This window comes from Xanthomonas sp. D-36-1 (assembly GCF_017746155.1).
Taxonomy (GTDB): Bacteria; Pseudomonadota; Gammaproteobacteria; order Xanthomonadales; family Xanthomonadaceae; genus Xanthomonas; species Xanthomonas cissicola.
Genome location: NZ_JAGHWR010000002.1, coordinates 94663 through 112105, shown reverse-complemented (window position 1 = coordinate 112105; position 17443 = coordinate 94663). Strand labels below are relative to the sequence as shown.

Sequence of the window (17443 nt, the reverse complement as noted above, 5' to 3'; positions counted from 1 at the left end):
ACTGCCGGCGATGGGGAGCGTGCGTCTGTGAACCGGGAAATTCCCGCGGAAAGCGCCAGAAATGGCGAAATTCCGAAGTTCCAAAAGCCACTCTTCGGAACGACGCCACCTTCCGCCCTGTCAGGTCTCGTTGTTCAGACCTTCCCTAAGACACGGTGTTCCTTTTGATTTTTATACCAAGGCTGCGTTACAAATTTTCCTTTTAAATTGAGCTGATATAGATGGCTATTTCTATCGGTGACCCAAAGATTCCCCTGCGAATCCAGCCGTACGCCATTCGTAGCTTGTATACCTCCTGGCAGTAGTACACGCTCAAAGTCATTGCCTGTCCAGCGGGCAATGCCTGAGTCGCCGCCAATCCACAATGATCCGTCCGCCGCGACAAGCAAGGCATTGACACTATTCGACGGCAGGCTACGCGCATCATCTACCGCAAACATAAAGTGATGCAGGCTACCATCCGGCCGCCGCCGGTAAAGCCCATTCCCAAGCGTCCCAAACCATAGATCGCCATCGTGGGTCTGCGCGATCGCCCAAACTGTGGCATGCCTGAGCTCAGGAAACTGTGCACTCACCAAGGGCTTGAATGCGCGCCGTTTAGGGTCCAGAACACCCACACCACCATTATCAAAACCGACCCATAGCCCGTCGTCGGCATCGACTTTCGCAGCCCAGACAAAATTATCTGTCAGTCCGTCTTCCATCCGCCAGATGCGGTAGTTACGCCCATCAAACCGGGCCAGGCCATCGGCAGTTGCCAGCCATAGATAGCCGTTTTTATCTTCGGCAAAGTCGTTCACTGTGTTGGAAGGCAATCCATCGGCCACAGTGAGCTGGATCGGCACAGGAGTGGTTGGGACTGCCGCGGCGGCAAGCACGGGCAGCGCTGCAATCACCAAAACCAACCACAGCGCAGCAAGGTTTTGTCCGAAATCGGGGCAAAGTAGGCGTGACATAAAAGTTTCACATCAGGTCATCGCATAGTGCGGGCCACGCCGTACGTGAGCAAGCATGCATTCGATCACTTTAAGTCGGCCGATGCGGTGCCATCTGCGACCGCCGCGCATGAACTCACAACGTCGCACGCAGCCGTAATCGCTTCCACCAGCAGATCGGCAGTGACCGGTTTGCGCGGGAATCCGTCGAAGCCTGCGGCCTTCGTCTGGGTCTGCGCAGGGCTGTCAGCCTGTGCCGTGACCGCCGGCAGCGCGAAGCGATGGCCAAGCTGACGCAGCTGCAATGCCAGGGCGAAGCCGTCCCGCCCGGGGAGATCAAGATCCAGCAGCGCGATGTCGAACCGGCCATCCACCGTTTCCGACAATGCAGCCAGCCCATGCACGGCATGCACCACACGGTGACCTCGGTTGGTCGACAAGCCGCTGATCACCTCGGCCACGGCAGGGTCGTCTTCCACCAGCAGGATGCGCAGCGGCTCGCCTGCAAGCAGCTGGACCTGACCGGCAGCGATGTGCGTGCCGGAGCGGTCGATCGGCAGGGCAGATCCACGGTGAACCGGGTGCCGACGCCAAGCCGGCTGCCCACGCGGATTCGGCCTTTCATCGCCACGGTGAGTTCCTGGCAGATCGCCAGCCCAAGCCCGCTGCCGCCGTCGCGCGAACTGGTGCGCGCAGCCTCGCCTTGTTCGAAGCGCTGGAACAATCGCTTCTGCTGTTCCGGCCCGATGCCAGGCCCCCTCGCGCACCGTGAAGCGCAGGGCATCTCCATGCTGGCTGACGGTGAGCGACACCTCGCCGCGGTCGGCAAACTTGATCGCATTGCCCAGCAGGTTGATCAGGATCTGACGCACCCGCGTCGCATCGCCCACGACCACCACATGCGTGGGGAGCTGATTGCGGTACTCGAAGCGCAGGCCGCGCGCGTCAGCGACGGGGGTGCATGAAATCAGCCAGCTCCCGGGGGAGCTGTGCGGGATCGAAGGCTGCCTGCTCGGTAAGCTGTTGCCGTTGCCGTGCCAGCCCCACTCCTGCTGACGCCGCAGGCGCTTTCGCCAGGCCCAGATACCCAGGTTCTGTCGCGTACTGGTCTGGCTTGCACCTCACCTAGGCGTCGCCGGCCTCGTCATCGCGCTGGCCATCATCGACATCGGCAAGTACCCGCGCCAATGCCTGTGCCAGCAGTTCGCCTGTGACCGGTTTGCGCAGAAAGCCATTGCAGCCGGCGGCCATCGCCTGCGGTTCGGCGTCAGTGTCGGCACGTGCGGTCACTGCCACGATCGGGAAGTGCACGCCGCGCGCGCGCAACTGCGCCACCAGCGCCGCGCCGTCGAGGCCGGGCAGATCCAGATCGCACAATCCCGCATCGAAACTGCGCGTGCTTACCTCTGCCAGCGCGGCAAGACCATGCAACGCATGCGTGACGTGATGCCCACGCGTCTGCAACAGGCCCACGATCACCTGCGCCACGGTCTCATCGTCCTCGACCAGCAGCAATTGCAACGGCGCTTGCTCACGCATCGGCGGAGCGCGCACTGCAGGCGGCGTGACCGCAGGCAACGTGGACACCCAGTGCAACGGCAGCTCGACCACAAAACAGGCGCCCTGCCCCAACTCACTGGCGACCGTCACCGCGCCGCCCATCGCCGCCGCAAGTTCGCGGCAGATCGCCAGCCCCAGCCCACTGCCGCCGTGCCGTGCCAGCGTGAGCGCGCCTTCGGCCTGTTCAAACCGCTGGAATAGTCGTCCGCGCTGCTCGGCGCTCATGCCCGGCCCGGTATCGCGTACCTCCACACGCAGACCCTGCCGGGTGTGCTGCGGCAACGTGGTGACGCGCAGGTGCACGCTACCGCGCTCGGTGAACTTCACCGCATTGAACAGCAGATTCAGCAGGATCTGCTGCACGCGGCTGGCATCGCCATGCAATGCCGGCGGCAATGCATCGTCGATCTCGCAATGGAAGGCCAGCTGCTTCTGCTCGGCACTCGGGCGCACCAGTTCCACCACCTGCCCGACCAACTGGCGCAGGTCGAAATCGCGATAATCCAGCGGCAATTTTCCCGCTTCGATCCGGGCCAGATCCAGTGCATCGTTGACCAGACGCAGCAGATGCTTGCCGGCCAGCTGGATCGCGCTTGCATAGCCTTGCTGACGGCCATCCAGTGGGGTCTGCAGCAGCAACTCGCTCATGCCCAGCACACCGGTCATCGGCGTGCGCACCTCATGACCCAACGTTGCCAGAAAGCGCGTCTTGGCCAGCGACGCCTGCTCGGCCAACTCGCGCTTGTGCTGCGCCAGCTGCCACTGCGCGCGCATGCGGATACGTCGGCGATAGGCGGCGGCCAGCAAGGCGCTCAACAGCAATCCGGAAAAACAGATCAATGCAATCCCGATCTCGCTACGCCACCAGGGCGGCCTGACCGAAAATTGCAGCGAACGCACCTGCGAGCGATTGCCCAGCGGGTCGATGCCCTGCAGCGCGAGCTCATAGTTGCCGGCAGGCAGGCTGGCGAATTCGCGGATGCCGGTGTTGCCGATGGTCTGCCAGTCCGTATCGAAGCCTTTCAGGAAGCTGCGATACCGATTGGAAAGCGGGTCGCTGTACGACAGCAAGCGGCTGACGATCTGCAGCTGGCGGTCCTCAGGAGCCAGCTGGAACGGGCGGTCCATGGGCAAGGCGATGCGTGCGCCATTGCGCAGCACGCTGACATGTTCCAACTGCAGTGCCGGCACGAACGGTGCAACGTCCGGCATTGCGGTATCCAGCAGCACGGTAGAGCCGTCGCTGGTCGCTCCGATCAAGGTGCCGCCCGACATCAACAGGCAATGCTGGATGAACTCCTGACTGGTGAGGCCATCGCGCGTGCCGATATTGCGGACCCGCGCCGGATGCACCGAGGGGTCGATCCGCCAAAGCCCACGCAGACTGGAAATCCAGACACGGCCACGCGGGTCGATCTGCATGGCAGAGGCATCGAACCCGTTCAGTCCATCCGCTTCGCCGACCTGACGGATGCGCTTCCAGCCGGCTGCACGCTTTTGCCACTGCTCTGCGCCGGAGGCGCGATACACCCAAAGTGTGTCCGCAGACTGGTTGGCAAATGCCTGGATCGGCGTTCCTTCAAGCCCTGCCACCGGCACGAAGCGGCCTGTCGCGTCGTCCCATGCGAACATGCCGCCCTCGCCGGCCACCCAGACGCGTCCGTCGGGGCCCTGGTCCAGCTGTTGGATATCGATCGCGCGTAGGCCATGCAGGTCTTGTTGGGTCATCCGCTGCAGGACCTTGCCGGTGCGCAGGTCGCGCTGCTGCACCATGTCGATGAAGGCCATCCAGACGGTGTCGCCATGCTCCATGATCCATTCCGGCGCCGACAACGCCGACGACGGCTCGGGCCCGTCGGACGGCCAGTGCACGAAGTCCCCGGTACGCAGATCCATCCGCGAAAGGCCAAAGGTCAGATTCCCCAGCCACACCCGTTGCAGGCGATCCTCCAACGCCGACACCAACTCCATCCCTTTGAGCTGCGGCGACTGCAGGCCTGTCTGGAACGAATCGCCGGTGCTCGGATCCACGCGCAACAGACGCCCCTGCGCATCGACCTGCCATAAGCCCCCTGAGCGCCTGGCAGGCGCCAGGTTGCAATAAATCGCATCGCCCATCGGCACCGCGGGCTTGAGTACGGCACTGCGTTTCCAGTCGGCTGGCAGATACCCCAGCCCGGTGCCATGCATGGGCACCCACAGCCCGCCATCGGCCGCCCCCATCAAGCCGACCACGTTACGACGCGACAACGGCCCCTCGCCGCTCAGGGCGGGCACCGGTGGACGCTCTCCGCGCGTGCGCCACAGGCCACGTCCGCTGCCCAGCCAGAATTCGCCATCCGGCGTCGCGACCGCGCCCCAGAATTCATTGCCGTTGCCGAACATCGTCGACCAGGCAAGCGGCTGCCAGTGACCGTCGGCGCGCAGCACGTGCAATCCCGATTCGCTTCCCAGCCATAGACGGTCCCCGGTCCACTGCAGACCGAAAATGGACGATTGCCGGTTTGGCTCGTCCGCGATGTATTGGCGATGCAGTTGCTTGCCGTCGTAATAGGCCAGGCCATTGCTGGTACCGATCCACAGACGGTGCCGGTTGTCCACCGCCAGGTTCATGACCATGGCTTGATCCAGCGCGCCTTCGATCCCGCCCAGATCCACCGACGACATCCCTCCGCTGGCATCGATGCGCACCAGCGCACCGGTGGTGGTACCGGCCCAGATGCCGCCATCGAATGCGGCGATGCTGAAGATCTCGCCGTCCTTCAACAATGGATAGTCTGCAGCGCGATAGTGACGAAAGCGCCCGCGGGCGGCATCCAGGACGCTCAACGTCTTGCCGCAGCCGACCCAGACCCGGTCCAGCGCATCGATGTGCAGTGCCTGCACCGCGTTGCAGGGCAACGATCCAGGGTCGGCCGGATCGTGGCGCCAGGTCCTGAATCCCGCGCCGTCGTAACGCACCAGACCGTCGAGCGTTCCAAGCCATAAATAGCCGGCGCGATCCTGGCTGATGGCAACCACCATCGTCGAAGGCAAACCTTCGCTGGGTCCCACGATCCGAAAGCGTGGCACTTCCGGAATCGTTGCCGCGCACGGCCAGATCGCCAACAGCACGGCCAGCACCACGATGAGTACACGCATGGGGGAATCCTTTCCTCGTCCAGCCGGCATGCTCGCAACGGATCGTTGCGAGCGCAAGCCAAGCGCGCATTGCCGGGATATGTCTAGAATCCGCCCATGACAATCCTCGCCCGCCTGCTGGTGTCCTCTGCCCTGGTCGCAACCAGCCTCGCCGCCACCGCTGCGCCAGCGCGGTACGCGCTGGATCCGGTGCATACCCGGGTACTGTTTGCGGTGGAACATGCCGGCTTTTCCAAGGCATTGGGCACCGTTTCCGGAAGTAGCGGCACCCTGGTCTTCGACCCGGACGACTGGGCCGCCGCCCGGCTGGATGTCACCGTGCCGCTGCACCGCGCAGACCTGGGCGATGCCAAGTGGAATCAGGCCACCCTGGCACGCAACCTACTCGACGCCGAGCGCTTTCCCGACGCGCATTTCGTCTCCACGCACGTCGAGGCCAGCGGCGAAAACCACGCCAAGGTCACCGGTAACCTCACCCTGCACGGGGTCACCCGCCCGGTCACCCTGGAGGTCACCCTCAACGCGCTCAAACGTCACCCGCTGCCGCCGTTCCGCCGCACCGCCGGTTTCTCCGCCACCGCCACGCTGAGCCGCGCGGAGTTCGGGATCGACGCATGGAAATCGATGATCGGCGACAGCGTGGAGTTGCGCATCGAAGCCGAAGCCGTGCGCGAAGGCCGCGCCGACGACCAGACGCCCGAGCCGCAAGCCGCACCCACGCCGCCGGGCTCCGCCGCCAACCAGGAATCGGGCACATGAGCATGAAGAACGTCGAACGCTGGGGCGGTGTGAGCCAGACCCTGCACTGGTTGATCGCACTGCTGATCCTGGTATTGGGTATCGTCGGCCTGACCATGGGCGAACTGCCCAAGACGCCGAAGTACTTCTGGGTGTACACCGCGCACAAGTCGGTGGGACTGACCGTCCTGGCCTTGGTGATCGTGCGGCTTGGCTGGCGCATCTATGCCGGCGCACCGCCTCCGGTGGCCGGTACACCGCGCTGGCAGGAGCGCATCGCCGGGTTCACCCACTGGCTGCTGTACGCCATGATCTTCGCCATGCCGCTGTCGGGCTGGTTGTACGACTCCACCAGCGGTCTGCGGCCGTTCCGCTGGTTCGGCCTGTTCAATGTGCCCAAGCTCAGCCCCCCGGACGAACAACTGCGCGCCATTGCGCACTTCATCCACGAATGGGGTTTCTGGTTGCTGATTGCCGTGGTGCTGGCGCATGCCGGCGCTGCGTTTTACCACCACCTGTTCCAGCGCGACGCCACGCTGGCGCGGATGTTGCCGCGTGGCTGGCTGGCTCCCAAACCATAAGGATTTCCCATGTCGTCCAAGTTGTTTGTCTCTCCGCTGCTGGTCGCGGCCTCGCTGGTTGCCACGTTCGCCGCCGCACCGGTGCTGGCCGCCGATTACGTGCAGGCGCCGGGCTCTAGCCTGGTATTTGCCAGCAAGTACGACGGCGAAGTGTTCACCGGCAAGTTCCCCGGCTTCGACACCATGCTGAGTTTCGATCCGGCCAACCTTGCCGGGGCCAAGCTCGACGTGCGCATCCCGCTGGCCAGCGCGGTCAGCGGCAACAACGACCGCGATTCCACCCTGCAGGGTCCGGATTTCTTCAACGTCGCCAAGTTCGCCACTGCGCGCTACCGCGCCGACAAGTTCCGCGCCCTGGGCGGCAACCAATACGCCGCCGATGGCACCTTGGAACTGCGCGGTGTCAGCAAGCCGGTGACGCTGACCTTTACCTGGACGCCCGGCGCGCAGCCGGTGCTGGTCGGCAAGGCCGTCGTCAAGCGGCTGGACTTTGGCGTGGGCGGCGGCGACTGGGCCGACACCAAGACCATTCCGAACGAAACCGCGATCAGCACCAAGGTCGTGTTGAAGGCGAAGTAACGCCACAGGCTGCAACCGGACGCAGCCACTGAGCGGCGGACTACTCGTCGGGTCCGCCGCTTTTTTATGCCCACATGGCGTGGGATAGCGAGCGTTGATGCTCACCTTCAGGACGTGGCCGGTGTGCGCCCCCCGTCCCTTGATCGGCTGCGCTACAGATCGCGGCGTCGGCGCGCTGTCGTGCCGCCCCTACCGCTCGGCGACGTCCTCGTCCAGCCACGCGCGTAAGCGCACGCGATCGAATGGCCACTCCAGCTCGCGCCCACGCGCATCGCGCAGCACCGGCACGCGCGCGCCGTAAACGGCCTCAAGCGCCGCGTCGTCGTCGATAAACACGCTGTCGAAATCGCCCGCACGCGCCTGCGCCAGCACTTCCACGGCCTGGTCGCACAGGTGGCAATCGTCGCGCTGGTACAGGGTCAGGGGCATCCGCCGGGATCTCATGCTGCGCTGCAGCCGTGCCGCAACCGCCGAACGACTAGAATAGCCGCCTTTACGCTCACCTCTTCGGCACGCATGGCTGTCAGCACGTTCGACCTGTTCAAGATCGGTATCGGCCCGAGTTCCTCCCACACCGTGGGGCCGATGCGCGCCGCCGAGCGCTTCGTGCACCGCTGGCTGCTCGATGCCGGGCGCCTACAGGATGTGGTGCGCATCCGCGCCGAAGTGTTCGGTTCGCTCGCCCTGACCGGCCGCGGTCATGGCACCGACAAAGCCGTGCTGCTGGGGCTGGAGGGCCATCGCCCCAACCTGATCGACCCGGACATCATCCCTGCCACGCTGGAGCGCATTCGCGCCAGCAAGCGCATCGCCTTGATGGGCCAGCACGCCATCGTCTTCGACGAAAAGCGCGACCTGCCGATGAACAAGCGGCAGAAGCTGCCATACCACACCAACGGCATGCGCTTTACGGCCTATGACGCCGATGACGCGGTCATCGCCACACGCGATTACTATTCGGTCGGTGGCGGCTTTGTCGTCAATCAGGACGACGCTGCCGACGATCGCATCGTGGCCGACGAAACGCCGCTGCCCTACCCGTTCCTCAGCGGCGACGAACTGCTGGCGCAGTGCGCGCGCAGCGGCCTGAGCATTGCCGCACTCATGTTCGAAAACGAGAAGAGCTGGCGCAGCGAAGACGAGATCCGTGCTGGCCTGCGCGAACTATGGAATGCGATGCAGTCCTGCGTGACGCGCGGCATCCGCGAAGAAGGCACGCTACCGGGCGGCCTGAATGTCTCCCGCCGCGCACCTGCGCTGTATCGCGAACTCTCCTCCAAACCGGAAGCGGCCATGCGCGACCCGTTGACCACGCTGGATTGGGTCAACCTGTACGCCCTGGCAGTCAACGAAGAAAACGCCGCCGGCGGCCGGGTGGTCACCGCGCCGACCAATGGCGCGGCCGGCATCATTCCGGCGGTGCTGCATTATTTCGACCGTTTCTGCGCGGGCGCCTCCGAGCAACGCATCTTCGACTTCCTGCTCACCGCTGCCGCCATCGGCATTCTCTACAAGGAAAACGCCTCGATTTCCGGCGCCGAAGTCGGCTGCCAGGGCGAAGTGGGCGTGGCCTGTTCGATGGCCGCCGGCGGCCTGGTTGCCGCACTCGGCGGTAACCCTGGGCAGATCGAAAACGCCGCGGAAATCGGCATGGAGCACAACCTCGGCCTGACCTGCGACCCGATCGGCGGGCTGGTACAGATTCCGTGCATCGAACGCAACGCCATGGGCGCGGTGAAAGCCATCAACGCCAGCCGCATGGCCATGCGCGGCGACGGCAAGCACAAGGTCTCGCTGGACAAGGTCATCAAGACCATGCGCGACACCGGTCGCGACATGCAGGACAAGTACAAGGAAACCAGCCGCGGCGGCCTGGCGGTGAACGTCATCGAATGCTGAGCCAATCGTAGGCGGGGTGCTGATCAACCCAGCGCGCGCAGCGACGAAAAAACCCGCTGCACAGATGCATGCCCTTGCACTGCCGTTCTCGTGCACACGGGAGAAGATGGGCGAATGCCGATGAGGGAACGCACCAGCCGCGGGAAACGCTCTGCCCTTCTCCCGCACGCGGGAGAAGGTGCGCCAAGCGCGGATGAGGGCAACCAGACGTCGGCGCACGCATTGGAGCCTGGTCGCCAGCCATCATCAGCAACGCGCCCGCAGCGCCCGCCAACCGTCACCCGGCTGTACGTTCCCACCACATCCGCCGCTGTACCGTCAGAGCCTGGATTTGGATGGAGATCACGATGCGAAAGCGCGTTTGCACCCTCATGCTCGCCCTGGCCAGTAGTCCGCTACTGGCGCAGGACGCCAGTTATGGCCCGCGCCTGGAAGGCTTCGACTACCCACATCCAGTCAAGACTTATGCATTCACCTCGCAACAGCAGCCGCTGGAAATGGCCTACCTGGATGTTGCGCCAACCGGCACGCCCAATGGCCACACTGCGGTGCTCTTGCATGGCAAGAACTTCTGCGCCGCCACCTGGGAAGACAGCATCGCAGCGCTAAGCAAGGCCGGCTACCGCGTCATCGCTCCAGACCAGATCGGTTTCTGCAAATCCAGCAAGCCGGCCGCCTATCAATTTTCGTTCGCGCAACTGGCAGACAATACGCATGCGTTGTTGAAGACCCTTGGCATCCAACGTGCAGTGGTGGTCGGCCATTCGATGGGCGGCATGCTGGCCATTCGCTATGCGCTGATGTACCCGCAAGCCACCGAGCATCTGGCGCTGGTGGACCCCATCGGGCTGGAAGACTGGAAGGCCGAAGGCATCCCCTGGCGCAGCGTGGATGCGTGGTACGAGAACGAATTGAAGACCAGCTTCGAACGGATCAAGACGTACCAGATGGACGTGTACTACGCCGGTCAATGGAAGCCGGAATTCGAACGCTGGGCGCGCATGCAGGCCGGCATGTCGCTGGGCAAGGGCAAGCAGGCCGTGGCGTGGAATCAGGCGCTGACCTACGACATGGTCTTCAACCAGCCGGTGGTCTACGAGCTGCCCAAACTTGCGGTGCCGACCACGCTGTTCATCGGCCTCAAGGACCGCACCGCCATCGGCAAGGACGCCGCACCGCCCGAGGTCAAGGCACGCGTGGGCGATTACACCAGGCTGGGCAAGCGCGCGGCGGCCGCGATTCCGAATGCCAAACTGATCGAGTTTGCCGACCTGGGCCATTCGCCGCAGGTGCAGGACCCGGCGCGTTTCAATGCCGCGCTGTTGAAGGCCATTGCGCAGTAATGCTGTGGGTGGATGAGCGGGCAACGGTTGGTCGCCCTCTCATCTTCACCGCGGCGGGTCGAAGCCGGCTGCAGCCAGCACCGATGGGTAGATGGCGCCTGCCCGGCAGTCAACGTGCCGGCAGCTGGAAACCCGCGCGCCAACTTTCATCCATCATGCACCCATCCGACATCCGGTCATCTTGCAACCACGCCTGGATCGAGCGATCGGGCGCCTGCAGCCCGCACATCCGAGGCTCCAACGCGTCGGCACGCGCAGCGTCGATCGCGCACACGCATCCGCACCGCCGCTAGGCGCGCGGCAACGCACCGGAGTCAGCTCGGTCGCGTCATCAGCCGGCCACTATCCGCAGCACATCATCCAGCAGCGCCGCTGCAGTCACCTCGGCCCCGGCGCCCGGCCCCTGGATCAGCAGCGGCTGCGCACGATAGCGGTCGCTGCTGATCGCCACCCGATTATCGGTCCCGGCACCGCCTGCCAACGGGTGATCCTGTGCCAATTCGCGCACGCCCACGCTCGCTCCATGCGCGTCCACGCGGCCGACAAAGCGCAGGCAACGTCCTGCCGCACGCGCCTGTTGCCAACGCGCCCCCACCACCGTATCCAGCGCGCCCAACTGCGCATCCAGCTCAGCAAGCGGCAGCTTGGTAATAGTGTCAGGCACCAGCGATTCCACATGCACCTGCTCGGCCTCCAGCTGCCATCCCGCGGCACGCGCCAGGATCAGCAGCTTGCGCCGCACATCCTCGCCAGAGAGATCGATGCGTGGATCCGGCTCGCTATAACCAGCCACCATCGCTTCGCGCACGCAGGTGGAAAACGCGCCACTGCCGTCGTAACGGTGAAACAGCCACGCCAACGATCCGGACAACACGCCTTCGATCGAATGAATGCGGTCCCCACCGGCGACCAAGGCGCGCACGCTGCTCAGCACCGGCAGTCCCGCGCCCACAGTGGCGCTATCGCCGTAATACGCGCCACTGGCATGGCGGGCCGCGTGCAGCGCCTGTGCACGCGCCAACGCGGTGCCCTGGCCCAGTTTGTTGGCGGTAACCACATGCACGCCGCGCTGCAACCATTCGACATGCCAATCGGCCACGACATCGCTGGCAGTCGCATCCACCAGCACATCCCCGGCACGCAGCGCGGTGGTTTCTGCCCACGGCTGCAAGACCGTCTTCCCGCGCGGCGCCGCATTGGCGTGCTGCAGGGCCTGCTCGGCGCTGACGCCACAATCCTGCGCAACACGCGAATTGGCCAGCCAATCGAAGCGCGGCAAGCGCAGTTGGCGCTGCTGCAGCGCGGTGTAGCGCGTCACGAACGCGCGCCCCACGGTGCCGGTCCCCAGCAAGGCCAGCCGCGGCGTAGGCGTCACTGCAGCGACCGGAGAGCGGCGCGAAACGGGCAGGACATTGCTCACGCGTCGACCTGTTTGCGGCTGGCGTTAGTCAGGGTCGCTTCGGCCCGGGCCAGACCGGCGCGCAGATCGGCCAGCAGATCTTCGGCCGACTCGATCCCGATCGACAAGCGCAGCAAGCCATCGGAAATGCCGGCTGCCGCACGCGCTTCGGCGGTCATTGCCGCGTGCGTCATCGAGGCCGGATGCGCGATCAGGCTTTCCACGCCGCCCAACGATTCGGCCAGGGTGAAGTAACGCAAGCCATCGACGAACGCACGCACGGCCGCTTCGCCGCCTTCCAGTTCGAAACTCATCATCGCCCCGAAGCCCTTCTGCTGACGCGCGGCCAGTGCGTGGCCCGGATGCGAGGCCAGACCCGGGAAATACACCTGATTCACCGCCGCATGCCCATCCAGCAGCGCGGCGATCGCATCGGCGTTTTCCTGATGCACGCGCAGCCGGGCATCCAGCGTGCGCAGACCGCGCAAGGTGAGAAAGGCATCGAACGGCGAGCCGGTCAGGCCCAACGCATTGGCCCACCACACCAGTTGCTGATGCAGTTGGGCATCGCGTGCCACCACCGCACCGCCCACCACATCGCTATGGCCGTTGATGTACTTGGTCGTGGAATGCAGGACCAGATCGGCACCGAAATCCAGCGGCTTCTGCAACGCCGGCGACAGGAAGGTGTTGTCCACCACCGTCAGTGCGCCGACCTTCTTTGCAGCTTCGATGACGAAGCGCAGATCGGTGATGCGCAGCAGCGGGTTGGACGGGGTTTCGATCAGCACCAGTTTGGGCGACTGCGCCAATGCATCTGCCAGCGAGCGCGGATCGGTCAAGTCAGCGGTGATCAGCGCGAAGTGGCCCTTCTTGGCCAACGCATTGAACAGGCGCCAGCTGCCGCCGTACGCATCGTGCGGCACCACCAGCGTATCGCCGGGCTGCAGTACCGCATTGAGCACCAGATTGATCGCACCCATGCCGGTGGAGGTGATCACGCCGCCCGCGCCGCCTTCCAGTTCGGCCAGCGCTTCGCCTAACAGGTCGCGGGTCGGATTACCGCTGCGGGTGTAGTCGTACTGGCGCTTGTTGCCGAAACCATCGAACGAGAAATTCGACGACAGCACGATCGGCGGGGTCACTGCTCCGTAGGCGGTGTCGCGATCGATACCGGCACGCACGGCGGCAGTGGCAGCAGTACAGGGGGCGTCGGTGGGGTCACGAAAGCTCATGGGGTTTCTCCGGTGCTGCGAAGGGCGGTAGTGAGGATCGCGTCGATGCGATCGATTTCTTTCAGGAAGGCGTCGTGCCCGTACGGCGAGCGCAACACGCGCAGGCTGCCGCGCGGGCCAAGGCCTTCGACCAGGCTGACCATGTCGGCCAGCGGCACCAGGCGGTCGCCCTCCACCGCCACCACGACGGTAGGCACGCGCACCTGCGCGGGGTCGATGCGATGCAGGTCGATGGATTCGGACAGGCGCAGATACGCGTTCACCGGCGTGCGCGCCACGTACTGCGCACCAGCGGCGTCCAGATAGTCTTCAGCGGCCACACGCACCCGGCCATTGATCACTTCCGGGGGCGCATCGAAGCGCTCGCTGAATTCTTCCGGCGTGCGGTAGCTGAGCATGGCGAACTGACGCGCCAGCGCCAGGCCATGCTGCTCCGCGCACTGCAGCTGGCCCAGCGCCACCGCGCGACGCTGCAGGGCACGCCAGGCCGCGGCGTACGGGTGGGCGCGGTGTGCGCCGCTCACCGCGACCAGGGTGCCGACACGGGCCGCGTGGCGAATTGCGAATTGCAAGCCCACCAATGCACCGTAGGAATAGCCGACAAAGCCATGCAAGCGCCCGATGCCCAGCGCGTCCAGCAAGGCGGCAATCGCATCGGCCTGATCGGCGGTATCGATCGGCGCGTCCAGGATGCCGTCGGCACCGAGAAAATCGAATGCCAGCAGGCGGCGCGATGCCGGATCCAGCGCGCGGCCACTGCCCACCAGCCCATCCACCCAGCCCTTCTCGGGGAACAGGTCGCTGGCGGCCAGATGGCGGTGTGCGGAAATCCCGCCGGCCACGAACACCACCGGCGCATTGGCGGCACCGATCAGTTCATAGCGCAGCCGCAGCTCGCGCATGCCGGCATGGCGCATCGGCAGCGCAATGACGAGTTCGCCACGCACGGCAGTGATGCCGTCGTCGCTGCTGGCAGGGGTGTCAACGAAATCGTTGGTAGATGGCGATGCTGTATTCACGAGGCTCATGGCGGTATCCAGGGTGGATCGGCCATCGAGCTTCGCGGAGCTCGCGTTCGACGTGCGCAAAGCACGATTCGAACCATCTTTCGGCGGACGCGGAGGTCCCCGCAGGATTTGGCACCAAACGCGGACGCTTGCGCGCTCCGCTGGCTGCCCCGGCATCAAAGGGCCTGTCCCTCCGCCGGTCTCGATGGTGAGGCTAAGATGCCACCGGATTTTTGCGATGTCAATCTCTTCATGCGGATGGAAAGATACATTTTCATCCGATACCACTGCGGCCGATGCGGGGCCGCATACTTGCGCTCCCTTGCTCGAGTCGATGGCGTGCCCTACCAAGTGTCCCGCACCGCCCTGCCCGCCCTGATCGCGGCATGCGTTTTGCTGCCGGCCTGGGTACCTGCGGTACACGCGCAGCAGCGTTGGCATTGGCCTGGCGCCGCAAAGCCCTCGTCCCAGACACCTGGCGCACCGTCCGCGATCGCAGCCTCAGGCAGTGGCGCGTCGCTGCAACTGGAGTGGCAGGCACCGGTGTACCGGGCCTGGGTCACCAATCCGCTGGCCGGGCCTGCGCAACTGCGCCTGAGCGCGCCGCCCAGCGAGGATTACCGCGCCGTGCCGCAATTACCGCTGACGCTTGAGTTGGCCGCCCATGAGCGCCGCCTTGTGACCCGGCTGTATCCGGCCAGCAACCAGCGCACCCTGGGCGGTTTCGGGCTCACGCTCGAGGTGGTGCCGGGCAATCCGGGGGCCGTCCCGCAGCCGGTGCGTTATCAATTGCCGTTCCACAACGTGCCGGTACAGGTGGCGCAGGGCTTTGGCGGGCAGTTTAGCCATACCGATCCGCCCAACTGGTATGCGGTGGACTTCGCCATGCCGCAGGGCACGCCGGTGCTGGCAGCGCGCGAGGGCGTGGTCATGGAAGTGCGGCGCGATGTGGTCGACAGCACCCCGAACGACCCTGCCGCTGGCGGCGGCAATCTGGTGCGCGTCCTGCATGCCGACGGCAGCATGGCCCTGTACGCCCACTTGGCGCCCGATGGCGTGGCGGTGCGACCGGGCCAGGCGGTGCACGCCGGCGAGCGGCTTGGCGCCTCAGGCAATACCGGCTTCAGCACCGCGCCGCACCTGCATTTCGCGATCCAGCGCAATGCCGACATGCAGTTGCTCTCGCTGCCGTTCCGCATGCTCGGCCCGCAGGGCGAGCTGCAGTTTCCCTCGCCGGCGCCTTGACCGCCACCCAGCCCGGTCGACCTCCCACCGCCGGAATCGCACGGCGCCCGCGCCTTTCGCAAAAGCGTGCCCCAGCGAAGCCGCTATAATCGTCGGCTTCCTCAGTTTCCGCAGGCGTCCGACCGGGCGCGCCCCGCCCATGTCCGAAGTCTCCAACGAAGCCGCGCGCCGCCGCACCTTCGCCATCATTTCCCACCCCGATGCCGGCAAGACCACGCTGACCGAAAAACTGTTGCTGTTCGGCGGCGCGATCCAGATGGCCGGCTCGGTGAAGGGCCGCAAGGCCGCACGCCATGCCGCCTCGGACTGGATGGCGCTGGAAAAAGAGCGCGGCATCTCGGTGACCTCCTCGGTCATGCAGTTCCCGTACGAGGGCAAGATCGTCAACCTGCTCGACACGCCCGGCCACGCCGACTTCGGCGAGGACACCTATCGCGTGCTCACCGCAGTGGACTCGGCGCTGATGGTCATCGACGTGGCCAAGGGCGTGGAAGAACGCACCATCAAACTGATGGAAGTCTGCCGGCTGCGCGACACCCCCATCATGACCTTCATCAACAAGCTCGATCGCGAAGGCAAGAACCCGATCGATCTGCTGGACGAAGTGGAAACCGTGCTCGGCATCCAGTGCGCGCCGGTCACCTGGCCGATCGGCATGGGCCAGCGCCTCAAGGGCGTGGTGCACCTGATCTCCGGCGAAGTGCATCTGTACGAACAGGGGCGCAATTTCACCCGTCAGGATTCCACCATCTTCCCCTCGCTGGATGCGCCCGGCCTGGTCGAAAAGATCGGCGAGCAGATGCTGGCCGAGCTGCGCGAGGAGCTGGAACTGGTGCAAGGTGCCAGCAACCCGTTCGATCTTGACGCGTACCGCGCGGGCCAACAGACCCCGGTGTTCTTCGGTTCGGGTGTCAACAATTTCGGCGTGCAACCGTTGCTGGATTTCTTCGTCGAACATGCACCGCCGCCGCAGACGCGTGAGACCACCGGCCGCCGCGTGGAGCCGACCGAAGCCAAACTGAGCGGCTTCGTTTTCAAGATCCAGGCCAACATGGATCCGCAGCATCGCGACCGCGTGGCCTTCATGCGCGTGTGCTCTGGCAGGTTCACTGCCGGCATGAAGACGCTGCATGTGCGCAGCGGCAAGGACGTCAAATTGGCCAACGCACTGACCTTCATGGCGTCCGATCGCGAGATCGCCGCAGAAGCGTGGCCGGGCGATGTCATCGGCATCCACAACCACGGCACCATTTCCATCGGCGACACCTTCACCGAAGGCGAATCGCTGTCGTTCACCGGCATTCCCAACTTCGCGCCGGAACTGTTCCGCCGCGCGCGCCTGCGCGATCCGCTCAAGCTCAAGCAATTGCAGAAGGGTCTTGCGCAGCTGTCCGAAGAAGGCGCCACGCAATTCTTCCGCCCGTTGATGAGCAACGACCTGATCCTGGGCGCGGTCGGTGTACTGCAGTTCGACGTGGTCGCGTACCGGCTCAAGGACGAATACGGCGTGGATGCGATCTTCGAGCCGGTGAGCGTCACCACCGCACGCTGGGTGCACTGCGACAACCCCAAGAAGCTGGAAGAATTCCGCGAGAAAAATGCCGGCAACCTGGGCATCGACGCGGCTGGCGAGCTGGTGTACCTGGCACCGACCCGCGTGAATCTGCAGCTGGCACAGGAACGCGCGCCGGATGTGCGCTTCTCGGCCACCCGCGAACATGCGCATGTCAAGGCGGTCGATTGACCTGCGCGTGACCTGCAGCAAGCGTGCGGCACCGCTG

13 protein-coding genes, 1 pseudogene and 1 riboswitch are annotated in these 17443 nt (G+C 65.0%); of the genes and pseudogenes, 7 read left to right on the top strand and 7 right to left on the bottom strand.

Translation table 11 applies throughout. The features are described from left to right. Positions 1–134: 134 nt before the first annotated feature. The 3 genes and pseudogenes from J7367_RS00745 to J7367_RS00735 form a co-directional block, all read right to left on the bottom strand. A complete protein-coding gene (locus J7367_RS00745) occupies positions 135–956 on the bottom strand; it encodes a two-component regulator propeller domain-containing protein (RefSeq protein ID WP_244672236.1) in 822 nt (273 codons plus the stop codon). A gap of 65 nt (positions 957–1021) precedes the next feature. Continuing rightward, positions 1022–1937 (bottom strand): annotated as a pseudogene (locus tag J7367_RS00740) (ATP-binding protein); the annotation flags it as partial. Between the two features lie 123 nt (positions 1938–2060). After that, entirely contained in the window at positions 2061–5636 is a 3576-nt protein-coding gene (locus J7367_RS00735; RefSeq protein ID WP_057660205.1) for a hybrid sensor histidine kinase/response regulator, read from the bottom strand. A gap of 96 nt (positions 5637–5732) precedes the next feature. Between J7367_RS00735 and J7367_RS00730 the strand changes: the two genes are divergently transcribed. Genes J7367_RS00730 through J7367_RS00720 form a run of 3 tightly spaced genes read left to right on the top strand, consistent with a single transcriptional unit; the run spans position 5733 to position 7534 of the window. Beyond that, the gene (locus J7367_RS00730; RefSeq protein WP_057660203.1) at positions 5733–6395 is read left to right on the top strand and encodes a YceI family protein; all 663 of its coding nucleotides are present in this window, start codon (positions 5733–5735) and stop codon (positions 6393–6395) included. Further along, positions 6392–6955 carry a cytochrome b gene (locus J7367_RS00725; RefSeq protein ID WP_057660200.1) on the top strand — a complete coding sequence of 188 codons (564 nt, stop codon included), beginning with the start codon at positions 6392–6394 and terminating at the stop codon, positions 6953–6955. Before J7367_RS00730 ends, J7367_RS00725 begins: the two co-directional genes overlap by 4 nt. Positions 6956–6964: 9 nt before the next feature. After that, the gene (locus J7367_RS00720) at positions 6965–7534 is read left to right on the top strand and encodes a YceI family protein (protein WP_057660198.1); all 570 of its coding nucleotides are present in this window, start codon (positions 6965–6967) and stop codon (positions 7532–7534) included. A gap of 189 nt (positions 7535–7723) precedes the next feature. Here the strand turns inward: J7367_RS00720 and J7367_RS00715 are convergent, their stop codons facing one another. Continuing rightward, a complete protein-coding gene (locus J7367_RS00715) occupies positions 7724–7963 on the bottom strand; it encodes a glutaredoxin family protein (protein WP_022558793.1) in 240 nt (79 codons plus the stop codon). Positions 7964–8050: 87 nt separating this feature from the next. On the opposite strand from J7367_RS00715, the gene J7367_RS00710 reads away from it, so the two are divergent. Together J7367_RS00710 and J7367_RS00705 are read left to right on the top strand one after the other, a co-directional pair. Beyond that, positions 8051–9433: an L-serine ammonia-lyase gene (locus J7367_RS00710; RefSeq protein WP_057660192.1), complete on the top strand. Its 1383-nt coding sequence runs from the start codon at positions 8051–8053 to the stop codon at positions 9431–9433. A 335-nt stretch (positions 9434–9768) separates the two neighbouring features. After that, entirely contained in the window at positions 9769–10776 is a 1008-nt protein-coding gene (locus tag J7367_RS00705; RefSeq protein ID WP_057660190.1) for an alpha/beta hydrolase, read from the top strand. A 331-nt stretch (positions 10777–11107) separates the two neighbouring features. On the opposite strand, the gene J7367_RS00700 is transcribed toward J7367_RS00705, so the two are convergent. Genes J7367_RS00700 through J7367_RS00690 form a run of 3 tightly spaced genes read right to left on the bottom strand, consistent with a single transcriptional unit; the run spans position 11108 to position 14438 of the window. Continuing rightward, positions 11108–12196, bottom strand: a complete 1089-nt coding sequence (locus J7367_RS00700) for a homoserine dehydrogenase (RefSeq protein ID WP_057660187.1) — start codon at positions 12194–12196, stop codon at positions 11108–11110. Next, complete coding sequence (locus tag J7367_RS00695) at positions 12193–13410, bottom strand: O-succinylhomoserine (thiol)-lyase (protein WP_022558790.1); 1218 nt, start codon at positions 13408–13410, stop codon at positions 12193–12195. Before J7367_RS00695 ends, J7367_RS00700 begins: the two co-directional genes overlap by 4 nt. Continuing rightward, positions 13407–14438 carry a homoserine O-succinyltransferase gene (locus tag J7367_RS00690; protein WP_007967951.1) on the bottom strand — a complete coding sequence of 344 codons (1032 nt, stop codon included), beginning with the start codon at positions 14436–14438 and terminating at the stop codon, positions 13407–13409. Before J7367_RS00690 ends, J7367_RS00695 begins: the two co-directional genes overlap by 4 nt. 70 nt (positions 14439–14508) lie before the next feature. Continuing rightward, a riboswitch (SAM riboswitch) is annotated at positions 14509–14629 on the bottom strand. Between the two features lie 127 nt (positions 14630–14756). Between J7367_RS00690 and J7367_RS00685 the strand changes: the two genes are divergently transcribed. Both J7367_RS00685 and J7367_RS00680 read left to right on the top strand, forming a co-directional pair. Continuing rightward, complete coding sequence (locus tag J7367_RS00685) at positions 14757–15662, top strand: M23 family metallopeptidase (RefSeq protein WP_057660185.1); 906 nt, start codon at positions 14757–14759, stop codon at positions 15660–15662. 139 nt (positions 15663–15801) lie between these two features. Beyond that, positions 15802–17406: a peptide chain release factor 3 gene (locus J7367_RS00680; RefSeq protein ID WP_057660182.1), complete on the top strand. Its 1605-nt coding sequence runs from the start codon at positions 15802–15804 to the stop codon at positions 17404–17406. The last annotated feature ends 37 nt before the right edge of the window (positions 17407–17443 follow it).